Here is a 20,068-nt window from a genome sequence, read left to right on the forward strand (position 1 = left end):
CTCGGGATGCGTGAATTGAAACTTGTTAGAATAATGCGCATCGTGGCACCCAATGATGTCGCATCCCTCTCGGGATGCGTGAATTGAAACATACCATCTTCTAGATCTTTTCTACTTTCTGCAGTCGCATCCCTCTCGGGATGCGTGAATTGAAACTAGATAGGTGTGGTGAAACTGGTTAGTATCAATTACTCGTCGCATCCCTCTCGGGATGCGTGAATTGAAACGACTTTGATGATGTCAGCAACGTGTGTATCGCTCTGTCGCATCCCTCTCGGGATGCGTGAATTGAAACAATATGAATTGCTCTAATGTGTCGCTGGGCTTACCGTCGCATCCCTCTCGGGATGCGTGAATTGAAACGCGTTGTAAAGTTAAGCGAACTAGTCCCCACTAATCAGTCGCATCCCTCTCGGGATGCGTGAATTGAAACCGACTACAAGCTGGAAAAGATAGACAAAGTCTACGTCGCATCCCTCTCGGGATGCGTGAATTGAAACGCCCGATGGGGCGTGGATGAGATAGACGTTCTTGTCGCATCCCTCTCGGGATGCGTGAATTGAAACCCGACATTCGGATACTCGTGCGCATTGGAGGCGGTGTCGCATCCCTCTCGGGATGCGTGAATTGAAACGAGAGAGCCGAACGGATTTGCTACGTTTTACCCTTGTCGCATCCCTCTCGGGATGCGTGAATTGAAACTCGTCTCGCTCTCTCATACGCCTCTCACTCTCCTGTCGCATCCCTCTCGGGATGCGTGAATTGAAACTTGCAGGCCGCAGCTCCCACGAGGAGCGCACCTGCCAGTCGCATCCCTCTCGGGATGCGTGAATTGAAACAAAGGGCATGAGAAGATAGACGATGAGGAGGTTGGTCGCATCCCTCTCGGGATGCGTGAATTGAAACGCATCCGGGAGGAGATCAACCTCCGGGACAGCCGGTCGCATCCCTCTCGGGATGCGTGAATTGAAACGTGTTAATAATTGTCTATTGATACCGCAACGTCGAAGTCGCATCCCTCTCGGGATGCGTGAATTGAAACGAGCAAGCGGGAGTACTGCCTCGGGGCATGGGTAGTCGCATCCCTCTCGGGATGCGTGAATTGAAACCCCTCGTCGAGGGCAATATGCCCCCTCAGTCCTGGTCGCATCCCTCTCGGGATGCGTGAATTGAAACGTCTAGGTGATCAAAATGCATCCCCCTCTTGCAGAGTCGCATCCCTCTCGGGATGCGTGAATTGAAACATAATACCCCCGCCCCGAAGGGCATGGGCGTGAATGTCGCATCCCTCTCGGGATGCGTGAATTGAAACAGCCCTACATCGACGGGAGCGGTGTGCTGGTGGGGTCGCATCCCTCTCGGGATGCGTGAATTGAAACGCCGCTCGCAATGAGATCACCAAGGCCCAGGCAGCTGTCGCATCCCTCTCGGGATGCGTGAATTGAAACAGACTGAGCATGGGCGTATATCGGCCCTCGAATACCTGTCGCATCCCTCTCGGGATGCGTGAATTGAAACCTCGCCGCTGGAGTAGAGGGACACGGGACAGCTCAGTCGCATCCCTCTCGGGATGCGTGAATTGAAACCTGATCTGACTCTCGTCTACCAGCTGATGGATCGTGTCGCATCCCTCTCGGGATGCGTGAATTGAAACCCCGTTTACCTTCTCAACGAGCTTTCCTACTACGGGGTCGCATCCCTCTCGGGATGCGTGAATTGAAACGTCTGCTCTAGTAGGCTCTTAGCCCACTGCGGTGCGTCGCATCCCTCTCGGGATGCGTGAATTGAAACCGATCTATTATACAGGTCTAGGGAGAGATTGACCACCTCGCATCCCTCTCGGGATGCGTGAATTGAAACTGAGCAGGGATCAGTGGCAGGATATGCTTGAGCACTCGCATCCCTCTCGGGATGCGTGAATTGAAACTCTGAACAAGTGGGATATAGCTCTTCAAGTCTGCCTCGCATCCCTCTCGGGATGCGTGAATTGAAACCAAGCTATGACACTATTAAAAGGGGGACATTTATTCTCGCATCCCTCTCGGGATGCGTGAATTGAAACCAGCATGAGAGAGGTCGATCAATCTGCGAAAACCACTCGCATCCCTCTCGGGATGCGTGAATTGAAACCTATATTCCTCTACACCAGTCATCTGACACCTACGACCTCGCATCCCTCTCGGGATGCGTGAATTGAAACCCCGATGCTATCTCTCAGAATGACCCTGTTCGTCTCTCGCATCCCTCTCGGGATGCGTGAATTGAAACGCTTGGGCACAGATGTAGCCTTTAACCTGCGCCTAACTCGCATCCCTCTCGGGATGCGTGAATTGAAACGCCTCGATGTTGGACGGGACTTTTGGGTACGACTTCTCGCATCCCTCTCGGGATGCGTGAATTGAAACTTGCGCACACAGGTACCTCGCTGGCGGCGAGGGTTCTCGCATCCCTCTCGGGATGCGTGAATTGAAACCTCGCACCCGCCCTGATCTGATCCAGGGTTAGATCTCGCATCCCTCTCGGGATGCGTGAATTGAAACATAGGTATCTCGGTAAGCAGACGGAAAAAGGTGTCTCGCATCCCTCTCGGGATGCGTGAATTGAAACAAGCAAGAAGCTGTGGCAATAGGCACATCGGGGCACTCGCATCCCTCTCGGGATGCGTGAATTGAAACGCGGCCATGGTCTACTACATATGTGCGATTACCTGCTCGCATCCCTCTCGGGATGCGTGAATTGAAACATGGGGGTGGTTTCGAGGCCCACGAGGCGCATGGACTCGCATCCCTCTCGGGATGCGTGAATTGAAACACCCTCCCTGCCGCCAGCACCCCGGGGATGTCGGCTCGCATCCCTCTCGGGATGCGTGAATTGAAACTTCTTACTTTCCAGAAAAAAAACTGGAGATGAGGACTCGCATCCCTCTCGGGATGCGTGAATTGAAACACATAGGCCTGTAGCCGATCGTGTAGGAGCTGATCTCGCATCCCTCTCGGGATGCGTGAATTGAAACTGCTACCTCTGCATAGGAGACAATGGGAGCGGACACTCGCATCCCTCTCGGGATGCGTGAATTGAAACCTGGATTATATGCTCGACGAGATTGAACTCAATCCCTCGCATCCCTCTCGGGATGCGTGAATTGAAACTTGTCTACCTGAACTCCTCGTCTACCTGGCCTCCCTCGCATCCCTCTCGGGATGCGTGAATTGAAACTTCGACCACAGCTCGACCATGATTGCATCCTCCCCTCGCATCCCTCTCGGGATGCGTGAATTGAAACAATGAAGAGAATGAGGCATTACCCAGCTTATCGACTCGCATCCCTCTCGGGATGCGTGAATTGAAACGGCTCCAGGCGGCCCGAGATGCAGGAGGCGTGGGACTCGCATCCCTCTCGGGATGCGTGAATTGAAACGTCCACCGCCAGCTACGCCCAACGTTGGGGTACTGGCTCGCATCCCTCTCGGGATGCGTGAATTGAAACGTGAACGAGGCATTGCCGAGCTTGTCGATCAGCCAGCTCGCATCCCTCTCGGGATGCGTGAATTGAAACGGGGCACTCCTGGCTTGGGTAACAAGCCGCAGGATCACGCATCCCTCTCGGGATGCGTGAATTGAAACCTCAACGGCGAGGATGTGTGGCTGCGCTGGCATGCTCGCATCCCTCTCGGGATGCGTGAATTGAAACCTAACCTACCCAAGGGGAGGTATCGCCTCTTGGCTCGCTCGCATCCCTCTCGGGATGCGTGAATTGAAACTCCTATAGTAGACCCCCAAGGCGATCAGGAGCATTCTCGCATCCCTCTCGGGATGCGTGAATTGAAACGCAAGAGTGATCCGGTAGCTGGCGAGGTCTCCTACCTCGCATCCCTCTCGGGATGCGTGAATTGAAACGGTGGCGTTAGGGCTGTGCACGACTGCAGCCGCAACTCGCATCCCTCTCGGGATGCGTGAATTGAAACTCCTTGAAGTGATTAACGGCAATCACCCCGACCTTCACGCATCCCTCTCGGGATGCGTGAATTGAAACAAGGAGGCGATCTAGATCGCGCTCACCGAATACCCCTCGCATCCCTCTCGGGATGCGTGAATTGAAACCTCTCCAGGTGGTCGTCCTGGAGAGACCAGTGAGTGTCGCATCCCTCTCGGGATGCGTGAATTGAAACCTCGACATCGCCGCCCAAGGCCCGCACGTCCTCTCGTCGCATCCCTCTCGGGATGCGTGAATTGAAACATACTATCACGCTGGGCGCAATACTTGCAGTTGGTCGCATCCCTCTCGGGATGCGTGAATTGAAACTCTCCATAGCGGCACGCCCTGCGTGCGGCGTTGTACTGTCGCATCCCTCTCGGGATGCGTGAATTGAAACGTCGTAGCATCGGGTTGTGCCTCGATAACCCGATGTCGCATCCCTCTCGGGATGCGTGAATTGAAACCTCGTTGATCTCAGAGATTTCCTTCCGGTATCGCAGGTCACATCCCTCTCGGGATGCGTGAATTGAAACATCCTAGTACTCCTTTCCGTGCTTTGCTGGTCGAGGTCGCATCCCTCTCGGGGAATGGGCTGGGAGGGGTGAGGGGAGAAGCGAGAGGGCAAAAAGAGAGAGGGGGCACACGAAACTTTCGTTTCGTGTGCCCCCTCTTTGTATATAATCTCTAGGGAAGAGCTTACTTCACCTTAGCCACAATAGCCTTGAAGGCCTCTGGGTGATTGACAGCTAGATCTGCAAGGACCTTGCGGTTGATCTCGATACCAGCTGCATGCAGAGCACCCATCAGACGAGAGTAAGACATACCCTCGAGGCGCGCAGCGGCATTGATACGCTGGATCCAAAGTGAGCGGAAGTTACGCTTCTTATTCTTACGGTCGCGGTAAGCATAGGTCAGACCCTTCTCCCAAGTATTCTTGGCTACAGTCCATACATTCTTACGGGCTCCGTAATACCCACGAGTTAGCTTGAGAATTCTCTTTCTCTTGGCACGTGAAGCTACGTGATTAACTGATCTTGGCATAATAGTTAGTTTTTTGTGATTGGTAGCGGTCTCCTCGAGGGAAGACTCTTGATCGTGCTAACCTCTCTGTTACTTAAAATCGTGATTAAACTCGCTTAAACTAGAGACTTACTTGAGACGGAGGAGCTCCTTAACTTCACGTACGTCTACACTGGCCACAGTACCGAAGTGAGTCAGACGACGCTTCTGCTTCGTAGACTTCTTGGTGAGGATGTGACGCTTAAAAGCGTGTTTGCGCTTGATTTTACCTGTTCCAGTGAGCGTGAAACGCTTCTTAGCACTGGAGTTAGTCTTTTGCTTAGGCATTTTCGTTTGTAATTAAATAATTAAACCAGTTATGATCAAGCCCCCAACGCAGCCTATGCGCGAGGACAGTGATTTCGTAGATGTTGCTCAATCCTCTGCACTCTCAAGGGTCTCCTCGGAGACTGAATCCTGCTTAGAGGGCTTGTCCTTCTTAGGGGCAGCAGCCTTGCGAGGAGCGAGCATGATAGTCATGCGCTTGCCCTCGAGTACAGGCATACTCTCGACACGAGCATAGTCCTCGAGGTCATTGGCGAAGCGAAGCAGGAGTACCTCGCCCTGCTCTTTGAAGACGATCGAGCGACCACGGAAGAAGACATAGGCCTTGACCTTAGCTCCATCATTGAGGAAGCCTTTGGCATGCTTGAGCTTGAAGTTATAATCATGATCATCGGTCTGAGGCCCGAAGCGGATCTCCTTGACCACGACCTTAACAGCCTTAGCTTTCTGTTCCTTCTGATGCTTCTTCTGCTGATAGATGAACTTCTGATAGTCTACAAGGCGGCACACAGGAGGATTTACATTGGGGGAGATCTCCACTAGATCGAGGTCTAGTTCATTAGCCTTGCGTTGCGCCTCTTGGATAGAGTACACACCTTGCTCGACATTATCACCCACCAAGCGCACCTCTTTGGAGCGAATTTCTTGATTGATGCGGTACTGGAACTTTGCTTTGTTGTCTACAGCCATTCAGTATGCTTGTGTAATTGAGGCCTTCGCCCCGTATGTATATGCTTGTAAAACTATCTGTTATACTAATGTTCTTATATCTGCTCGTGCTGCCAAGCATTAAGCTGAGCATTCACGTCCTCTAGGATAAGCTCCGCAAAGGTAGCAATTTTCATCGAACCTCTATCACCCTCACCCTGCTTTCGCACAGATACCTCACCTTCCTCGGCCTCCTTCTCCCCCACGATGAGCATGTAGGGGATACGCTTGAGCTCATTGTCTCGGATCTTGCGGCCGATCTTCTCATTGCGGTCATCGACTTGGGTGCGAATATCCTGGGCATTGAGCAGGGCGGCCACACGGTGGGCGTAGTCGTTAAACTTCTCACTGATCGGGAGTACCACCACCTGGTCGGGGGTGAGCCATAGGGGGAACTTACCCGCAGTATGCTCGATCAAGACAGCCACAAACCGCTCCATCGAGCCGAAGGGGGCACGGTGGATCATGACTGGACGATGCTTCCGATTGTCCTCGCCCGTGTACTCGAGGTCAAATCGCTCGGGCAGGTTATAGTCCACCTGGATCGTACCCAGCTGCCAGCGACGGCCCAGCGCATCCTTGACCATGAAGTCGAGCTTAGGGCCATAGAAGGCCGCCTCGCCATACTCTACGATAGCAGGTAGGCCTTTCTCCTGGCAGGCCTCGATAATGGCCTGCTCGGCACGCTCCCAGTTCTCTTCGCTACCGATATACTTCTCCCGATTAACCTTGTCTCTCAGAGAGATCTGAGCCTCGAAGTTCTCAAAGTTGAGGGCCTTGAAGATGATAAAAATGATGTCCATCACCTTGCAAAACTCCTCCTTGATCTGATCTGGACGACAGAAGAGGTGAGCATCATCTTGGGTGAAGCCACGCACACGGGTGAGGCCATGCAACTCCCCACTCTGCTCATAGCGGTAGACCGTACCGAACTCTGCTAGTCGAAGGGGCAGATCACGATAGGAGTGTGGGGCGAGGCTCTTGTAGACCTCACAGTGGTGGGGACAGTTCATCGGCTTGAGCATGAACTCCTCGCCCTCCTGAGGTGTAGTGATGGGGCGGAAAGAATCTGCCCCATACTTGGCCCAGTGGCCCGAGGTAACGTAAAGCTGTTTACTGCCGATATGTGGGGTAATCACCTGATGGTAACCGAACTGCTTCTGGATCTGCTTGAGGAATTCCTCCAGGCGCAAGCGCAGCTGCGTCCCTCGTGGCAACCAAAGGGGAAGGCCCGAGCCAACATTTTGGGAGAAAGCGAATAGCTGTAGTTCCTTGCCGATCTTGCGGTGGTCTCGCTTCTTAGCTTCCTCGAGCATCACTAGATATTCATCAAGCTGCTTCTTCTTTGGGAAGGTGATCCCATAGATACGGGTGAGCTGCTTGCGCTTCTCATCTCCACGCCAGTAAGCCCCTGCAACGCTGAGCAGCTTGATGGCCTTGATATAGCTTGTATTGGGCAGGTGTGGGCCACGACAGAGGTCTGTGAAGTGCCCCTGGGTATAGGTTGTGATGGTCCCATCGGCCAGCTCTCGAATGAGCTCGACCTTATACTCGTCTTGCTTGTCCTCGAAGTAGCGTAGTACCTCTTCCTTGCTGATGGGGCGGCGAATATATTCGCTCTTGAGCGAGGCGAGCTCGACCATCTTCTGCTCGATGGCAGGCAGGTCGGCGTCCTTGATGCTTACGCCCTCACCTGGATCAATGTCATAATAGAAGCCATTGTCAATCGCAGGCCCAATACCAAACTTGGTGCCTGGATAGAGGGCTTCGAGAGCCTCGGCCAGGAGGTGTGCACTGGAGTGCCAGAAGGCATGGCGACCCTCGGGGTCATCCCACTTATACAGCTTAATCGAGGCATCTTCGTCGATCGAACGCATGAGATCCCAAACCTGTCCATTCACTCCGATGGAGAGGACCTCCTGCTGCAGGCGAGGGCTGATACTGCCAGCGATCTCCCAGCCAGTAACCCCAGCCTCGTACTGACGGACGTTGCCGTCGGGGAAGGTGATGTTAATCATCATTGTCTATTCCATTAAAATTAAGCCTGCCCTTACAAATGGGCAAGCCATCGTCATACTTCTCGCAAAGATATTACTTCTAGCATAATATTACGCTACGGGGGAGGCCTTTTGTCCTCTACCCAATGTCTATTCCAAAGCTTCGGAGGATCTCTCGCAGTCCCCTGTCAGGGGAGGGGATTTTGTCCGTCGAGATTGCCTTCTTAAGAGCCCCCTCAACCAGCCATCTAGAGCTCTGCGAAGACTCAGATAGGATCTCCATAGAGCTCCTATCTAGACCTCGGATGCGATCCTATCTAAGCCTCCATATCGATCCTACTTGGGTCTCTAGGAAGACCCTACTTCGAGTTTGGAGACGCCCCCGAAGGGCTTTCAGCCGCAACCCTATCGACCCCTCCACCACGCTCTCGGAGGGTATTACCCAAGGGGCTATCACGACCCTCGGGAGTGAGCCCTACCTACCCCAGGCCACTCCAAAAAGAGAGGATGCCGCAGAGCCTCAAGGCTCGCAGCATCCTCTATGTCTGCACAGGAAGGCAAAGGTCTAGCAGAAGCGGCGTGTACGTGCCAGCATGCAAGCCCCAATAACGCCAGAGCGTTCGCCTAGACAAGCTGCCAGGATCTTCGTGTCCCTATTAACTAGGCTCAACGAATGAGTACGGACTACGTTCTGTACCGACTGAGTTAGGAAGTCCCCAGTGAGCGACAGGGCTCCGCCGATAACTACACACTCAGGATTAAAGAGGTTGATCAGCGTAGCGACCTGCTTGCCGAGCTTATTCCCCATCTCAGTGAGCACCTCGAGACAGAGCATATCCTCGCCAATGGTGGCCTGGATGATCTCATCAAAGGTCAGATCTTCACCCGCAAGCACTTTCTGGCTCAGCACAGAGATCTCTCCAGCCTTGATACGCTCGACGAGTATGCGCTGCATGGCCTTGCCACTGACCTCTGTCTCGAGACAACCCTTCTTGCCACAATGGCAAAGGAGCTGGTTGTCAAAGGCACTGATATGCCCAAACTCTCCACTGAAGCCCGACTTGCCTAGGTACACCTTGCCGTCTAGGATAATCCCTAGACCTAACCCCCAACTGAGATTGAGGTAGAGCAGGTTACGTGCCTTAGCCACGCTGGCACAGCCATGAGTGTACTCGCCATAGGCCATCCCTCGGGTATCGTTGTCAATAGTAACACTGAGGCCAAGACGCTCCGATAGGAGAGCCGTTAGTGGCAGCTCCTGCTGGAAGTTAAAGAAGGTGTAGCTGAAGCCCGTCTCAGGGTTAATACGCCCTGGTAGATTGATATTGACATTGAGGATATTATCCGCCGAGTAACCTGCATTGTTGATGGTGTCGAGGATAATACGACAGAGCTCATCCATCTTCTCCTGAGAATTCTCCAGGACGAAAGGGATGTCGTAGAAGGTCTCCTTGATCTCTCCCGTAAAGTCTACGATGCCAATATTGACCATATTGAACTTTACGTCAGCCCCAACGAAGTATCCCGCCTCAGGGTCTAATCCATAGAGCAGGGGATAGCGTCCGCCGCTGGTCTCCTGCTTACCATACACTTTGGCTGCACCACGCTCGATTAGGTCGCTAACGAACTTATTGATTGTGGGGATACTAAGGTTGAGCACTTTGGCCAGTTCGTTGATCGTGGAAGGGCCTTTCTCAATGAAGTGAGAAATGATCTTACGCTTGAAGCGAGCCGACTTCGAGCTCTGATCCAGTTCTTTAAGAAGTTCTTTAGTCATAGCTTATAGCGTTTCTAAATAGTTAAGAGTGATTAGTGCTTCGTCTGCTTGGACGAGCGATTACGATCGTATCTTCGCTTACCCCGATCCTGAGCCTCAGGCCTGCTCCCACCCTTGGGGGATGCAGGACCTCGGGAATGCTTGGGGGCAGAGCCAGAGCGTGCAGATCGCCTACCCCCTGACGAGCGAGCAGAGCGAACCTTGGGATTGTAGCCAGGCACAGGACCTAGCTCGGCAGGCACGGCCAGCTTGTAGATCGGCTTGCGGAGGAAGTCCTCGATCTTGGAGAACTCGTACTGCTCAGCCTCAGAGACAAATGTAATGGCCAACCCTTGGTCATTGTTGCCCCTAGCCGTACGACCAATGCGATGCACATAGTCCTCGGGGTCTCGAGGAATGTCGTAGTTGATCACCACCCTAATATTGTCGATGTCGATCCCTCGAGCGACGATATCTGTGGCCACAAGCAGGTCTATCGCACCACTCTTGAAGTCCCTCATGACCTGCTCCCGCTTCGTCTGCTCTAGATCCGAATGCATCTCTGCCACCTTGATCCCCATACGGCGGATGATGGAGGTCAGCTCCTTAACCTTGAGCTTGGACGAGGAGAAGATAATGCTACGCTTGGGAGGCGTAGCCGTGAAGAGCTGCTCGAGGATCGGAAGCTTCTGACTCTCGTAGCAGATGTAGGCAGACTGGAGGATCGTCTCAGGAGGTCTCGAGATGGCAATCTCTACCTCCACAGGATCTTTGAGGATCGTCTTGGCCAGCTGCTTGATCTTAGGGGGCATCGTCGCCGAGAACATCAGCGTCTGGCAGTGCTCTGGCAGCTCTCGGTAGATCTGCTTGATATCATCCAAGAAGCCCATATCCAGCATACGGTCAGCCTCGTCCAGGACGAAGTATGAGACCGCAGACAAATCGGCATGCTTGAGATTGATGAGCGAGAGCAGGCGACCAGGAGTAGCAATCACAATATCTGCCCCTAGGCTAAGACCTCGGCACTGCTGCTCCCAAGCGATCCCATCAGTCCCTCCATAGATGGCGACCGAAGAGATCGGCAGGAAGTAAGAGAAGCCCTCGACTTGCTGCTCAATCTGAATGGCCAGCTCTCGTGTAGGGGCCATGATCACGGCATTGACACGATCGTCCTCAAACTCGCCCCGGCTCAGTCTATTGATCAAGGGCAGCAGATAAGCGGCAGTCTTGCCCGTACCCGTCTGGGCACAAGCGATCAGATCTCGCCCCTGCAAGAGGAGGGGGATGGTAGCTTCTTGGATCGGAGTAGTCTCTTGGAAATTCATCGCATCCAAGCCATCCAAGACTTCGTCCTCTAAGTCCAGTTCGTCAAATCTCATTATAAGAAGTTTATCACTACAAAGTTAGTAATTCTTTCACGATCAAATGCAAAAAGGAAGAACCTTTTTCTCCTATCCTGCGACAAATAGACGCAAGTATTTAATAACAGAAGGCTCTCGAGCCCTTTCTCTAGCAGGATTTAGGACTAAGCGACATCGTTACGCCAATCTTTTCGCAAAATCGTCCCCATACTCTCCCAAAGGCTACAGAACGGAGACAAAAGGCCCTCGATAGACTACTCTACCGAGGGCCTCCGATGACAGATCATGCACCCCTAGAGGCACATGGAGGACGCTAGACTACTGGCGCACGAGGATATAAGGCAGGTCAGACTGCTGCTTGTCAGCGTTGAGCATGATCACAGAGTCGCCCTTGAGCAGGAAGTAATGCTGAGTACCTTGAGCTTCGTTAGACCCCACGATCGTATCTGCATGCACTACAAAGCTCCCACGCTGGCTCTCAAAGGCTTGCCCCTTAGACTCACCCTCTACGGGTTCGTTAGTCAGGGTGTACGAACCATCGGCATTGCAGGTCAGTACTGTACGATAAGAGACTGCTGCATCGGCCGCGGGCGTGATCCCAGCGAAAACGCCAGAGAAATCACCCTGTTGCATATCGGCTTCTTCTACCTGAACAGACTCTGCGTTAGCCTCCTGAGACTGCTTCCCCTGACAGGCAACCAATGCTAGAGCTACGATGGGGAGGATAAATAATTTTTTCATTTGAATAAATTGTCTTTTAAATTGATTAGTCCAATCGTTCACACCATTTCTTTACAGAAACAGTGTGCAAAGATACAAATATTATTTATTCTCCTGGGTATAGAAGATCAGCTTGCCCGCACGTACGAGCTCATGATGGTCAATGCGATACTTGCCTCTGAGCTCCTCATCCCCTAGCTTAATACGACGGAAATAGGTATCCGAAGCCTTGCCTTCTCGCTCAATAATCAGCTGCCCTGCCGGATAGTACTTGGGGTCGAGCTTGATCACAGCACGATCGAAGGTAGGCGTTGTCAGTGCAAAGCTCATCGAACCAGGGCAGTCGGGGTACAGACCCAGCATAGTGAAGATAGCCCAGGCACTCATCGTCCCTGTGTCGTCATTACCTGGGATGCCGTTAGGGGCATTGTGGTAATAATTGGCCAACAATTCCTTGGTAATGCGCTGCGTACGCCAGGCCTCTTTAGGGAAGTAGGTAAAGAGGAATGGGTAAGCAATATCTGGTTCGTTGGCAGGATCATAATTACCCTTATCGAAGACACTTTGCAGCTTATCGACGAACTTGCGCTGTCCTCCCATTAAGCGAGCAAGCCCTTTAATATCATGAGGTACAAAAAATGAATAATTCCAGGAGTTCCCTTCATGAAAACCAGGATTAGGCTCGAAGTCTCGACCCAGCACAGGGTCGAAGGGGGAGAGGAATTTCCCGTCGGGCGTAATAGGGCGCAGTAGGCCATACTCCTTATCGTAATAGTGCTTGTAGCCCTGAGCCCTACGGGCGAAGAGCTTCGCATCCTCATGTTTGCCCAGGGAGCGAGCCATTTGACTCAAGTTCCAGTCAGCGATATAGTACTCGAGAGCGTTGGAGACAGAGTGGTCAAACTTCTCTCTCAAGGGGATGTAGCCTCGCTCGATATAGTCATCGATATCGGGGCGTAGGTAATTGTCTCGCCCGGGTGTCATAGCTCCCTTGCGCATGGCTTCGTAGGCAGTCTCGAGGTCAAAATCCTTTAGACCTCGCTGCCAAGTGTCACTGATCACAGTGATAGCTGGATCACCAGACATGGTCAGGGTCTCCCGACCATAGAGCTCCCACTTGGGCAACCAGCCGCTCTCTCGATACATATCGATCATGCTGCGCACCATATCGAGTTGCATCTCGGGGTATAGGAGGCTCAGCAGAGGATGTACATTGCGATAGGTGTCCCAAAGCGAATAGACCGTGTAGCGGTTATGTTCTGTTCGACCCGTCTCAAGGCTGGTCATCTTGGGGTACTCGCCATTGACATCCTGTAGGATATTGGGATGAATGAGCAGGTGATAGAGGGCAGAGTAGAAGACTGTGCGCTGATCCTTCGTTCCTCCCTCGATGCGGATAACCCCGAGGGCATCCTCCCAAGCCTGCTCGGCAGCCTTGCGGGTGGAGGCAAAGTCTATCTTGGGCTGCTCGGTCTCGAGGTTCAGCAAGGCATTCTCTTCGCTAACGAAAGAAACGGCCGTCTGCACATAGACTGTCTCTCCAGCCTCTGCCTCCCAAGAGAACCACACCCCGACATCGTTGCCACTCATCGCTCTGCGATAGCTCCGATAGATCTTATAGCGACCATGATCCTGATCCCACTCAGCCTCTGTGCCCGTCATAGGGGGTTGCATCTTCCAGTAGCCACTCTGAGGGGTGCGCTTGCTCAGACGGATGGCGAAGTACTGATTGAAAACGGCCTGAGGGTTGTAGCAGAAAGTCCCCATGAGCTTACTCCCCACGATCGTAGAGTCATTGACGAAGCGCACTGTCGCCCCACTCTCATTCGTTAGCCCTTGGCCTAGATTGACGAGGATGTGGCTCTTGCCGGGGCGTTCGAAGTGGTAGGCTGTCAGCGAAGTGCGTCGAGTAGCTGTAGCCTCGGCACGGATAGCATACTTATCGAGGCGAGCTGTGTAGTAGCCAGGGTGTGCACGCTGGTCGCTCAGGGGTGTACCATACTGCTTGTAGTCTACCTCGAGCGAGCCCTGGGTAGCTGTTACTAGGATGCCTCCAAGCTCTGGGCAGCCTACACCACTGAGATTGACATGGCTAAAGCCTGTGAAGAAATTATTATCACTCGTATAGGGGGTGCTCCACCAGCGAGCATCCTTGTCATACTTGTTCAGCTCTCCCCCACCCATCACGTTGAAGGGGGTAATGCTCATCAACCCATTAGGCAGCACTGCCCCGGGATTGGTTGTGCCAAAGTTACTTGTGCCGATGAAGGGGTTTACCTCGTCGATCAGTCTCTGATACCTTTGGGCTGAGAGCGAACTCATGCCCAGCAAGAGACAGCCGAGGGCTGCGCCCCATAGCTTGGTTGTCTGCATACAGTCTATGAATTTAGGTTATGTAGGTCTCTTGAAATACAATGCGCTAGAGGCCGAAAAGGCAGCCTCTAGCGCAAAGGTAGACAAAAAAGCCCTGCCCTGGGTATGCCCCTAGGCGAACGACCTCGGCCTAGCGATCTACGAGGCTAGGGCTGGAGGAGGCCCTGCAAGACGAGGCAAAAGCAGGGATCTGCCGGACACGCCTATAGATCGCAATAGAGCTAAAGCCCAGCGAAACAAAAGCAATAATGCAGCCAACCAGCATCGTCCAGCCAAGGCCCTGATGCGTGGGACGCTGGAGCTCCTCGAGCAGGGGCAAATAAGCCGAACGAGAGAGAGCGACCACTAAGGTTGCCAAGGCCCAAACAATGAGGCTTAGCCCAAGACAAAGCAGGAGATAAGGGCGAGCGACCTGCATCGTCCCATAGCCTAAGAGCAGGAGGTTCTCCAGCTGCTGGATATTGCGCTGTAGGAGGAGATAAACGCTCAGGATGAGTAGATAGACCGAGAGCAGGCTAATGAGTAGACCTATAGCCCCGACAAGCATGCTCACCAGGCGCAGCAGATAGGTTGCCTCGCCGGTCTCGAGGGCATCCCCCTCGACCTCGTAACCTTGCTCCTGAACATAGCTCAATAGACGAGCATCCGAGGGGTTATCCGTTCGCAGGATGAGACGTGTGATCTGTGCCTCCTGTCCTGGGCTGTAATGCTCATTAGCCCAGCGGACGAAGGCCTCTGGGGCTAGGATAGTATTGAGCCTATTGGAGAAGCCCACGATACGCCCTCGGAAGGTTTTCGAGGCAGCTGTCCCTTCGATCTCGATGCTCAATGGCAAGAGGCCAATCCCCCTCTCGGATATCTGCGGTAGCCCCTGACTGTGAGAGAAGGCCGCATTGTAGAGGGCCAAATAGCTGCGGGGCAGAATAATGGGGATCTCCTCGCTCCCTGGAGTGAAGCTCCAGTCTACGAGCTCTACATCAAGAAACTCATCGGGCACAGACTCGAAGAAGAGGTAGGTATACATCCCCATCCCCACATCGACCCCAGCCGTTACCCGAAAGACCGAGGGGACAAAAGCCCCAACAGCCTCGACGAAAGGCTGCCCTCTTAGGGTCTCAAGCTCCTCCTGCGAGAAAGCATTGGCTCGGCCTCGGAGCGCATCAATAGAGCTTACCCGCTTCGAAAGGACAATGTAATCTCCCTCGAGCAGAGCTCCCTTACCCTCGAGCAACCCTCGAGCATCTTGATAGAACTGCACCCCCAGGAGCAGGATGCTCAGACCGATCAGGTTGGCCACGACGAAGCCCACCAGCGAGGCAGGGCTCAGATGTCGCCACATGAGGCGAAGATGAAGCATGGGATTCATAGCAGAGAGCAGCTTACAGGTTGAGCGTATGATCGTAGTGCAGAGGCAGATGCTTACCCACCGAGGTAGCGACGATAGATGAGCCTCGGGCCTGCGCCTCCTCGGCGAGCAGTTGAGCTACAATCGAGGCATTGGCATCATCGAGATGGCTGATAGGCTCGTCGAGGATGAGGAAATCAAAGGGCTGGCACAGCGTCCTTAGGATAGCCAAACGCTGCTGCTGTCCGAGGGAGAGCTTACCTGCGGACTGATCTCTCCAGGGCTCTATCCCGAGCCGCTCCATGAGCCCCTTGAGCTCTCGGTAACTCTTATAGCCCGTTAGACGGTTCTTAACAATGAGGTTGTCCCAAGCTGAGAGATCGGCGAAGAGACGAAGCTCCTGCCAGAGGATGCTCAGCTCGGCCTGGCGGATCTCCCCCCAGCGATCTCGTGAGAAGTATCGAATATCCTCCCGATCAATCATAATATGCCCATCATAATCATCTCTATAGCCATAGATGAAGCTACAGAGTGAGGACTTACCAGCCCCACTCTCCGCCTCGATGAGGTAATGCTGCCCCTTCTCTAGGCGTAGGTCGCAGAGCCAGACCTCGGACTGCTTGAGCATGGCCACCTCGTCTGCAAAGACACGAGGGAAAGCCTGTAGGATGCTGATGCTATTCATTGGATCTAATATCTTGAGTGGGATGAGGGTGAGGAAGGAGGCCTCTCGGGGAGAGAGGGGCACCCTATGCGACCATCGAAGTCCACAGGATGCCCCCCTCTAGAGTAGAATGCTTCAAAGATCAAAGCATACGAAAGCTACAGATCTCGCAGCAGATCGACGATGAGCTTGAGGGAGTTTTCCTTGCTCGTTACCAGGCTAAGCTCCGCAAAGCTCATATTCTTATCCTTGTCATGATAGGTCTCGAGAGACTTGAGCTCCTCGGCAGCCGAGCGGATAGGATCGGGAGCGAAAGAGAGGCCAGCAGCCACCATGGGGTGCTTGAGGATGGCCTCAAAGTTGATGAGACAGTAGCTAGGATACTTGTTGATGGCCGAGCTGTAGGAGCTGTTGAGGATGCTCTCCTTCTGCTCCTTCGTGAGGGGCACACTGGCGGGCAGGATATAGAAGACCTTGTCCTTGACCCCGACGAGCAGCTCCATATCGGAGACGATTTCGCAGCTGTAAACCCCTGGTGTAGCCGTTGATTTGAGCTCTGGTAGGCGGTTACGCTTGTGTGCGACCTTGCCGTCAGACCAGGCATAGTAGCGAGGGGATACACGGTCGAGCGAATCCATTCTCTGATTGTGCAGTACGATCTCTTGGGCAGCAGTGGCCAAAGCCTGGGCAATGGGTTCGGGCTGGCTGAGCTGGCAGTAAATACCGAAGTCAATCGTCTTGTTCGCCATATTGACGTCATTGAAGTAGACGGTCATATCGCCCTTGATGCTGGAGGCAATGGTCTCTAGATCGTAGCCCATCGCCTTCACAGGCTCTAGGATCATCTTGAGCTGTGGGATCTGAGCCATCGACTTGGAGAAAGATGCACCCATATCGGCACTCATATTCCAAACGAAGAAGGCATTCTTGGCAACAGACTTGAGGAAGGTACCACCAACCTTGAGATAGTCTTCACTCTGCCCCTTGATGAACTTGAGAGTCTCTGCATTGTCGGTTTGGGGTTCGATCGAGCTCACGATCTTGCCAGCCTCGAAGCTCAGGCGAGCGATAAAGGAGAGATCCTTGTAGAGTGGATGGTTAAAGATGGAGGGGAAGTCCTTGAGACCCCTCAGCGAGGGATGTGCAGCGAGCTGGCTATTGTCGTCCTTGAGAGAGGCCATGATTGCAGAGAAATTACCCCAAAAGCGAATATCCCCTGAGCCAGCGGCTAGGCTTTTGAAGGCATTGCTACCTGCAAAGCTCTGCTCGGCCTTTTGGGCAAAGAGCTGCTTCACACGCTCGAGGTTGATGTGCTGAGCCTCATGGCCACTGAGCAACAGCAGGCTCTTGCTGTTGAAGGCTAGGATTGCATTGGCACAGAAGGTCATAGTCTTGAGACCCTGCTCGTGCTCCTCTACCTTGATGTTGTGAGAGCGAACCATATCGGTAGCGAACTCAGCCACCTTGCTCTGATCCTTGATACGGGCTACAAGGCCAAGGTCTAGGTACTTGATACCCATGAAGGCATATAGGGGCTGCTCGAAGTCCACGCCCATAGCCTGGGGATTGCTTCGGAGCTTATCTGCCCAGGCGAGGACTTCCTCGGGAGCACCCTTCTGCTTGAGGGTTGCGACGAAGCCATCAAGGAGCTCCTTATTCTCAGCACTAGAGAGGTCGGCCTTCTTGGCCAGCGAAGCAAAGTCCAGCGAGAGAACTACGTCCACCTTATCGGGCAAGACATTGGCGTACTCGGTATTAGGGGAGCAAGCCACAGCACTTAGAGCTACCACGATCAGTAGGCTAAGACGCTTGAGTAACTGTTTGGTCATAGGTCAATGAGAGGTTTAGATAATTGATGAAATGAGATTTTAACCAATACCTTACAAAGGTAGTGAAATATCATATATACGCGTCCTATTGGCAGGGGATATTTTTCTAATTCTTGTTGATCAGGACAACGGGACTAAGCGAAGCCAGCAGACACCAACAGAGAGAGGGCCTCTACCCGCATTCAGGATAGAGGCCCTCTGTAGTTGCGGAGGCAGGACTCGAACCTACGACCTTTGGGTTATGAGCCCAACGAGCTACCACTGCTCCACTCCGCGATCATTTGCACCGCAAAGGTAGAGACTTTTTCCGAAACCGCCAAATATTCGCTAGACTTTATATTCGCTTGGGGGATCGAACGGAGGCTCAGAGGGCTAGACCTCGCCCCTATCGACGCTTCGATTTTCGTGGTTTAGGCATTGGGAAGCAACGATGTAGGAAGTCTGAGAGCACCTTATTGGCCACCTCTGGGGAGGGGAAGTCATTCGAGAGCAAAACTAGGGCATACCAACGTCCCTCATAGCGAACGTAGCCCGCATAGCCCTTCACCCCCGTCATTCCTCCGCTCTTGAGGCGAGCCACCAGGGGCGTTCCCCTCATGAAGCTCTTGAGCGTCCCCTCCTGCCCCAGGCGAGGTAGACTTTGCCAAAAGGCATTCTGCTCGGGCGTATCCCCTGCGAGCAAGTCATGTAGGACGACCGAGAGGGCCGCAGGGGTGATTCTATTCTTAACACTGAGCCCAGAGCTATCGTACAGGCGCAGAGAATGCTGAGGCAACTGTAGCTTCGAGAGCCAATAGTGCTCGAGGCTCTTAGGCCCTAGATCCTCCAGGTAGAGGCTACGCCCGAGAGCCTCGGCATAGACGTTGGCACTGCGATGATTGGTGATGCGCACTAGAGTATCAGCAGGCAGCGAATAGTAGCTGCCCAGGAGTTGCGGCCTGCGTCCTAAGGTATCTAGGGGCAACGAGAGCACAGCTCCGAGCTCAGAGACGGGTACGCCTCCCTCATCAAGCAAGCGACGCAGCGACTGTAGGGCATAGGCTATGGGCTCTGGGTGAGCAGGGCGCATATTGACCCCGCTGCTTCCTCGACGGATGCTACCCGAGAGGATGACCTGGGGCGTATGAGGACTACCATAGCAGAGATATTCGTCCTTACCCGAGAGCCGCAGCTCATTGACAAAGCTCAGCGAGACATCGGGATCGACAGCATCCAGCACTACCCCACCCTCGCCCGAGTCCGAAACCCAAAGGTCGAAGTAATTGTCCCGATAGTTCAAGGCGTACACCCCTGCCCCATAATAATTGCCCGTGTCCTCGACGAGCCAACTGGGGTGCTGCCCTTGGGCGAACGAGGCCGAACCATCGATCAAGATACGCCCATCGATGCGGTGGATACCTGCCCGCTCGAGCATCTGTAGTAGCTCCTGCTGCAGGCGCAGCTGCGATTCGGGGACATACCTAGAGGCCAAGGAGGGGTCTGCCGAGCCAACTAAGAGCAGATCGCCTCGCAGGACACCTCTCTTAACCTCCCCGAGAGCATAAACACGTGTCTCGAAGCGGAAGTCTGAGCCTCTCTGCTGCAGGAAGCTCCCCGTCGAGAGGATCTTGACTAGCGAAGCAGGGGTCATCAGCTCCGTAGAGCGATGGTGCAGGACGACACGCCCCGTGCTGAGCTCGGTCAGCTGTAAGCCCACCCGTGCGCCATAGCGTCGCTCAGCCTCTTTGAGTAATCCAAGGGCTTCGGGGTTAAGCCCTGCCCATAGGCTACAGAGCGAGCCGAGGGAGAGGGCTAGGAGTAGAAGAAGTCGCCTATTCATAGATCGAATACATTGCCTTAGTACGGTGAGTATATCGCAGCAAGGTACACATTTTTTCGTTGCCCTCGATCGCCCTCCACTTTTGAGAAGAGCAACCGCATCAAAATAGGGCTATCTTTGGTGTATGGATGTACGCGATTATTTTTCGATGGTAATAGACCCTCGCGTTGTGGGTC

12 protein-coding genes, 1 tRNA gene and 1 CRISPR repeat array are annotated in these 20,068 nt (G+C 53.5%); all 13 genes read right to left on the bottom strand.

What is annotated here, in order from left to right; translation table 11 throughout:
* A CRISPR array of direct repeats spans positions 1 to 4,509; the repeat unit is 22 nt; unit sequence CTCGGGATGCGTGAATTGAAAC.
* Between the two features lie 163 nt (positions 4,510 to 4,672).
* A complete protein-coding gene (rplT, locus tag HQ37_RS07915; protein WP_036882269.1) occupies positions 4,673 to 5,017 on the bottom strand; it encodes a 50S ribosomal protein L20 in 345 nt (114 codons plus the stop codon).
* Positions 5,018 to 5,125: 108 nt separating this feature from the next.
* The gene (gene rpmI, locus HQ37_RS07920) at positions 5,126 to 5,323 is read right to left on the bottom strand and encodes a 50S ribosomal protein L35 (RefSeq protein ID WP_036882271.1); all 198 of its coding nucleotides are present in this window, start codon (positions 5,321 to 5,323) and stop codon (positions 5,126 to 5,128) included.
* A gap of 87 nt (positions 5,324 to 5,410) precedes the next feature.
* The gene (infC, locus tag HQ37_RS07925; RefSeq protein ID WP_036882273.1) at positions 5,411 to 6,010 is read right to left on the bottom strand and encodes a translation initiation factor IF-3; all 600 of its coding nucleotides are present in this window, start codon (positions 6,008 to 6,010) and stop codon (positions 5,411 to 5,413) included.
* Positions 6,011 to 6,084: 74 nt separating this feature from the next.
* Positions 6,085 to 8,046, bottom strand: a complete 1,962-nt coding sequence (gene thrS / locus HQ37_RS07930; RefSeq protein WP_036882274.1) for a threonine--tRNA ligase — start codon at positions 8,044 to 8,046, stop codon at positions 6,085 to 6,087.
* A 544-nt stretch (positions 8,047 to 8,590) separates the two neighbouring features.
* Positions 8,591 to 9,802 carry an ROK family transcriptional regulator gene (locus HQ37_RS07940; protein ID WP_036882276.1) on the bottom strand — a complete coding sequence of 404 codons (1,212 nt, stop codon included), beginning with the start codon at positions 9,800 to 9,802 and terminating at the stop codon, positions 8,591 to 8,593.
* A gap of 32 nt (positions 9,803 to 9,834) precedes the next feature.
* On the bottom strand, positions 9,835 to 11,160 hold the full coding sequence (locus HQ37_RS07945; RefSeq protein ID WP_036882278.1) for a DEAD/DEAH box helicase: 1,326 nt from the start codon (positions 11,158 to 11,160) through the stop codon (positions 9,835 to 9,837).
* Positions 11,161 to 11,460: 300 nt separating this feature from the next.
* Positions 11,461 to 11,883 (bottom strand): copper resistance protein NlpE N-terminal domain-containing protein, encoded by a 423-nt coding sequence (locus HQ37_RS07950; protein ID WP_036882281.1) that lies wholly within the window; start codon positions 11,881 to 11,883, stop codon positions 11,461 to 11,463.
* A gap of 81 nt (positions 11,884 to 11,964) precedes the next feature.
* Positions 11,965 to 14,184 carry a GH92 family glycosyl hydrolase gene (locus tag HQ37_RS07955; RefSeq protein ID WP_052080871.1) on the bottom strand — a complete coding sequence of 740 codons (2,220 nt, stop codon included), beginning with the start codon at positions 14,182 to 14,184 and terminating at the stop codon, positions 11,965 to 11,967.
* Between the two features lie 181 nt (positions 14,185 to 14,365).
* Positions 14,366 to 15,601 (bottom strand): hypothetical protein, encoded by a 1,236-nt coding sequence (locus HQ37_RS07960; protein WP_052080870.1) that lies wholly within the window; start codon positions 15,599 to 15,601, stop codon positions 14,366 to 14,368.
* 13 nt (positions 15,602 to 15,614) lie between these two features.
* The gene (locus tag HQ37_RS07965; RefSeq protein WP_036882293.1) at positions 15,615 to 16,265 is read right to left on the bottom strand and encodes an ATP-binding cassette domain-containing protein; all 651 of its coding nucleotides are present in this window, start codon (positions 16,263 to 16,265) and stop codon (positions 15,615 to 15,617) included.
* Positions 16,266 to 16,402: 137 nt separating this feature from the next.
* Positions 16,403 to 18,073, bottom strand: coding sequence for a DUF4836 family protein (locus tag HQ37_RS07970; RefSeq protein ID WP_036882283.1), 1,671 nt, complete (start codon positions 18,071 to 18,073; stop codon positions 16,403 to 16,405).
* Positions 18,074 to 18,277: 204 nt separating this feature from the next.
* A tRNA-Met gene (locus HQ37_RS07975) sits at positions 18,278 to 18,349 on the bottom strand.
* A 109-nt stretch (positions 18,350 to 18,458) separates the two neighbouring features.
* Complete coding sequence (gene dacB, locus HQ37_RS07980; protein ID WP_036882286.1) at positions 18,459 to 19,892, bottom strand: D-alanyl-D-alanine carboxypeptidase/D-alanyl-D-alanine-endopeptidase; 1,434 nt, start codon at positions 19,890 to 19,892, stop codon at positions 18,459 to 18,461.
* Between the last annotated feature and the right edge of the window lie 176 nt (positions 19,893 to 20,068).

Origin of the sequence: Porphyromonas sp. COT-239 OH1446 (genome assembly GCF_000768875.1) — a bacterium.
Lineage (GTDB): Bacteria > Bacteroidota > Bacteroidia > Bacteroidales > Porphyromonadaceae > Porphyromonas.

What these genes read in the sequence shown, in the direction of transcription:
- rplT (WP_036882269.1), bottom strand. Translation starts at nt 5,017, where the DNA reads ATGCCAAGATCAGTTAATCACGTAGCTTCACGTGCCAAGAGAAAGAGA.
- rpmI (WP_036882271.1), bottom strand. Translation starts at nt 5,323, where the DNA reads ATGCCTAAGCAAAAGACTAACTCCAGTGCTAAGAAGCGTTTCACGCTC.
- infC (WP_036882273.1), bottom strand. Translation starts at nt 6,010, where the DNA reads ATGGCTGTAGACAACAAAGCAAAGTTCCAGTACCGCATCAATCAAGAA.
- thrS (WP_036882274.1), bottom strand. Translation starts at nt 8,046, where the DNA reads ATGATTAACATCACCTTCCCCGACGGCAACGTCCGTCAGTACGAGGCT.
- HQ37_RS07940 (WP_036882276.1), bottom strand. Translation starts at nt 9,802, where the DNA reads ATGACTAAAGAACTTCTTAAAGAACTGGATCAGAGCTCGAAGTCGGCT.
- HQ37_RS07945 (WP_036882278.1), bottom strand. Translation starts at nt 11,160, where the DNA reads ATGAGATTTGACGAACTGGACTTAGAGGACGAAGTCTTGGATGGCTTG.
- HQ37_RS07950 (WP_036882281.1), bottom strand. Translation starts at nt 11,883, where the DNA reads ATGAAAAAATTATTTATCCTCCCCATCGTAGCTCTAGCATTGGTTGCC.
- HQ37_RS07955 (WP_052080871.1), bottom strand. Translation starts at nt 14,184, where the DNA reads ATGAGTTCGCTCTCAGCCCAAAGGTATCAGAGACTGATCGACGAGGTA.
- HQ37_RS07960 (WP_052080870.1), bottom strand. Translation starts at nt 15,601, where the DNA reads ATGAATCCCATGCTTCATCTTCGCCTCATGTGGCGACATCTGAGCCCT.
- HQ37_RS07965 (WP_036882293.1), bottom strand. Translation starts at nt 16,265, where the DNA reads ATGAATAGCATCAGCATCCTACAGGCTTTCCCTCGTGTCTTTGCAGAC.
- HQ37_RS07970 (WP_036882283.1), bottom strand. Translation starts at nt 18,073, where the DNA reads ATGACCAAACAGTTACTCAAGCGTCTTAGCCTACTGATCGTGGTAGCT.
- dacB (WP_036882286.1), bottom strand. Translation starts at nt 19,892, where the DNA reads ATGAATAGGCGACTTCTTCTACTCCTAGCCCTCTCCCTCGGCTCGCTC.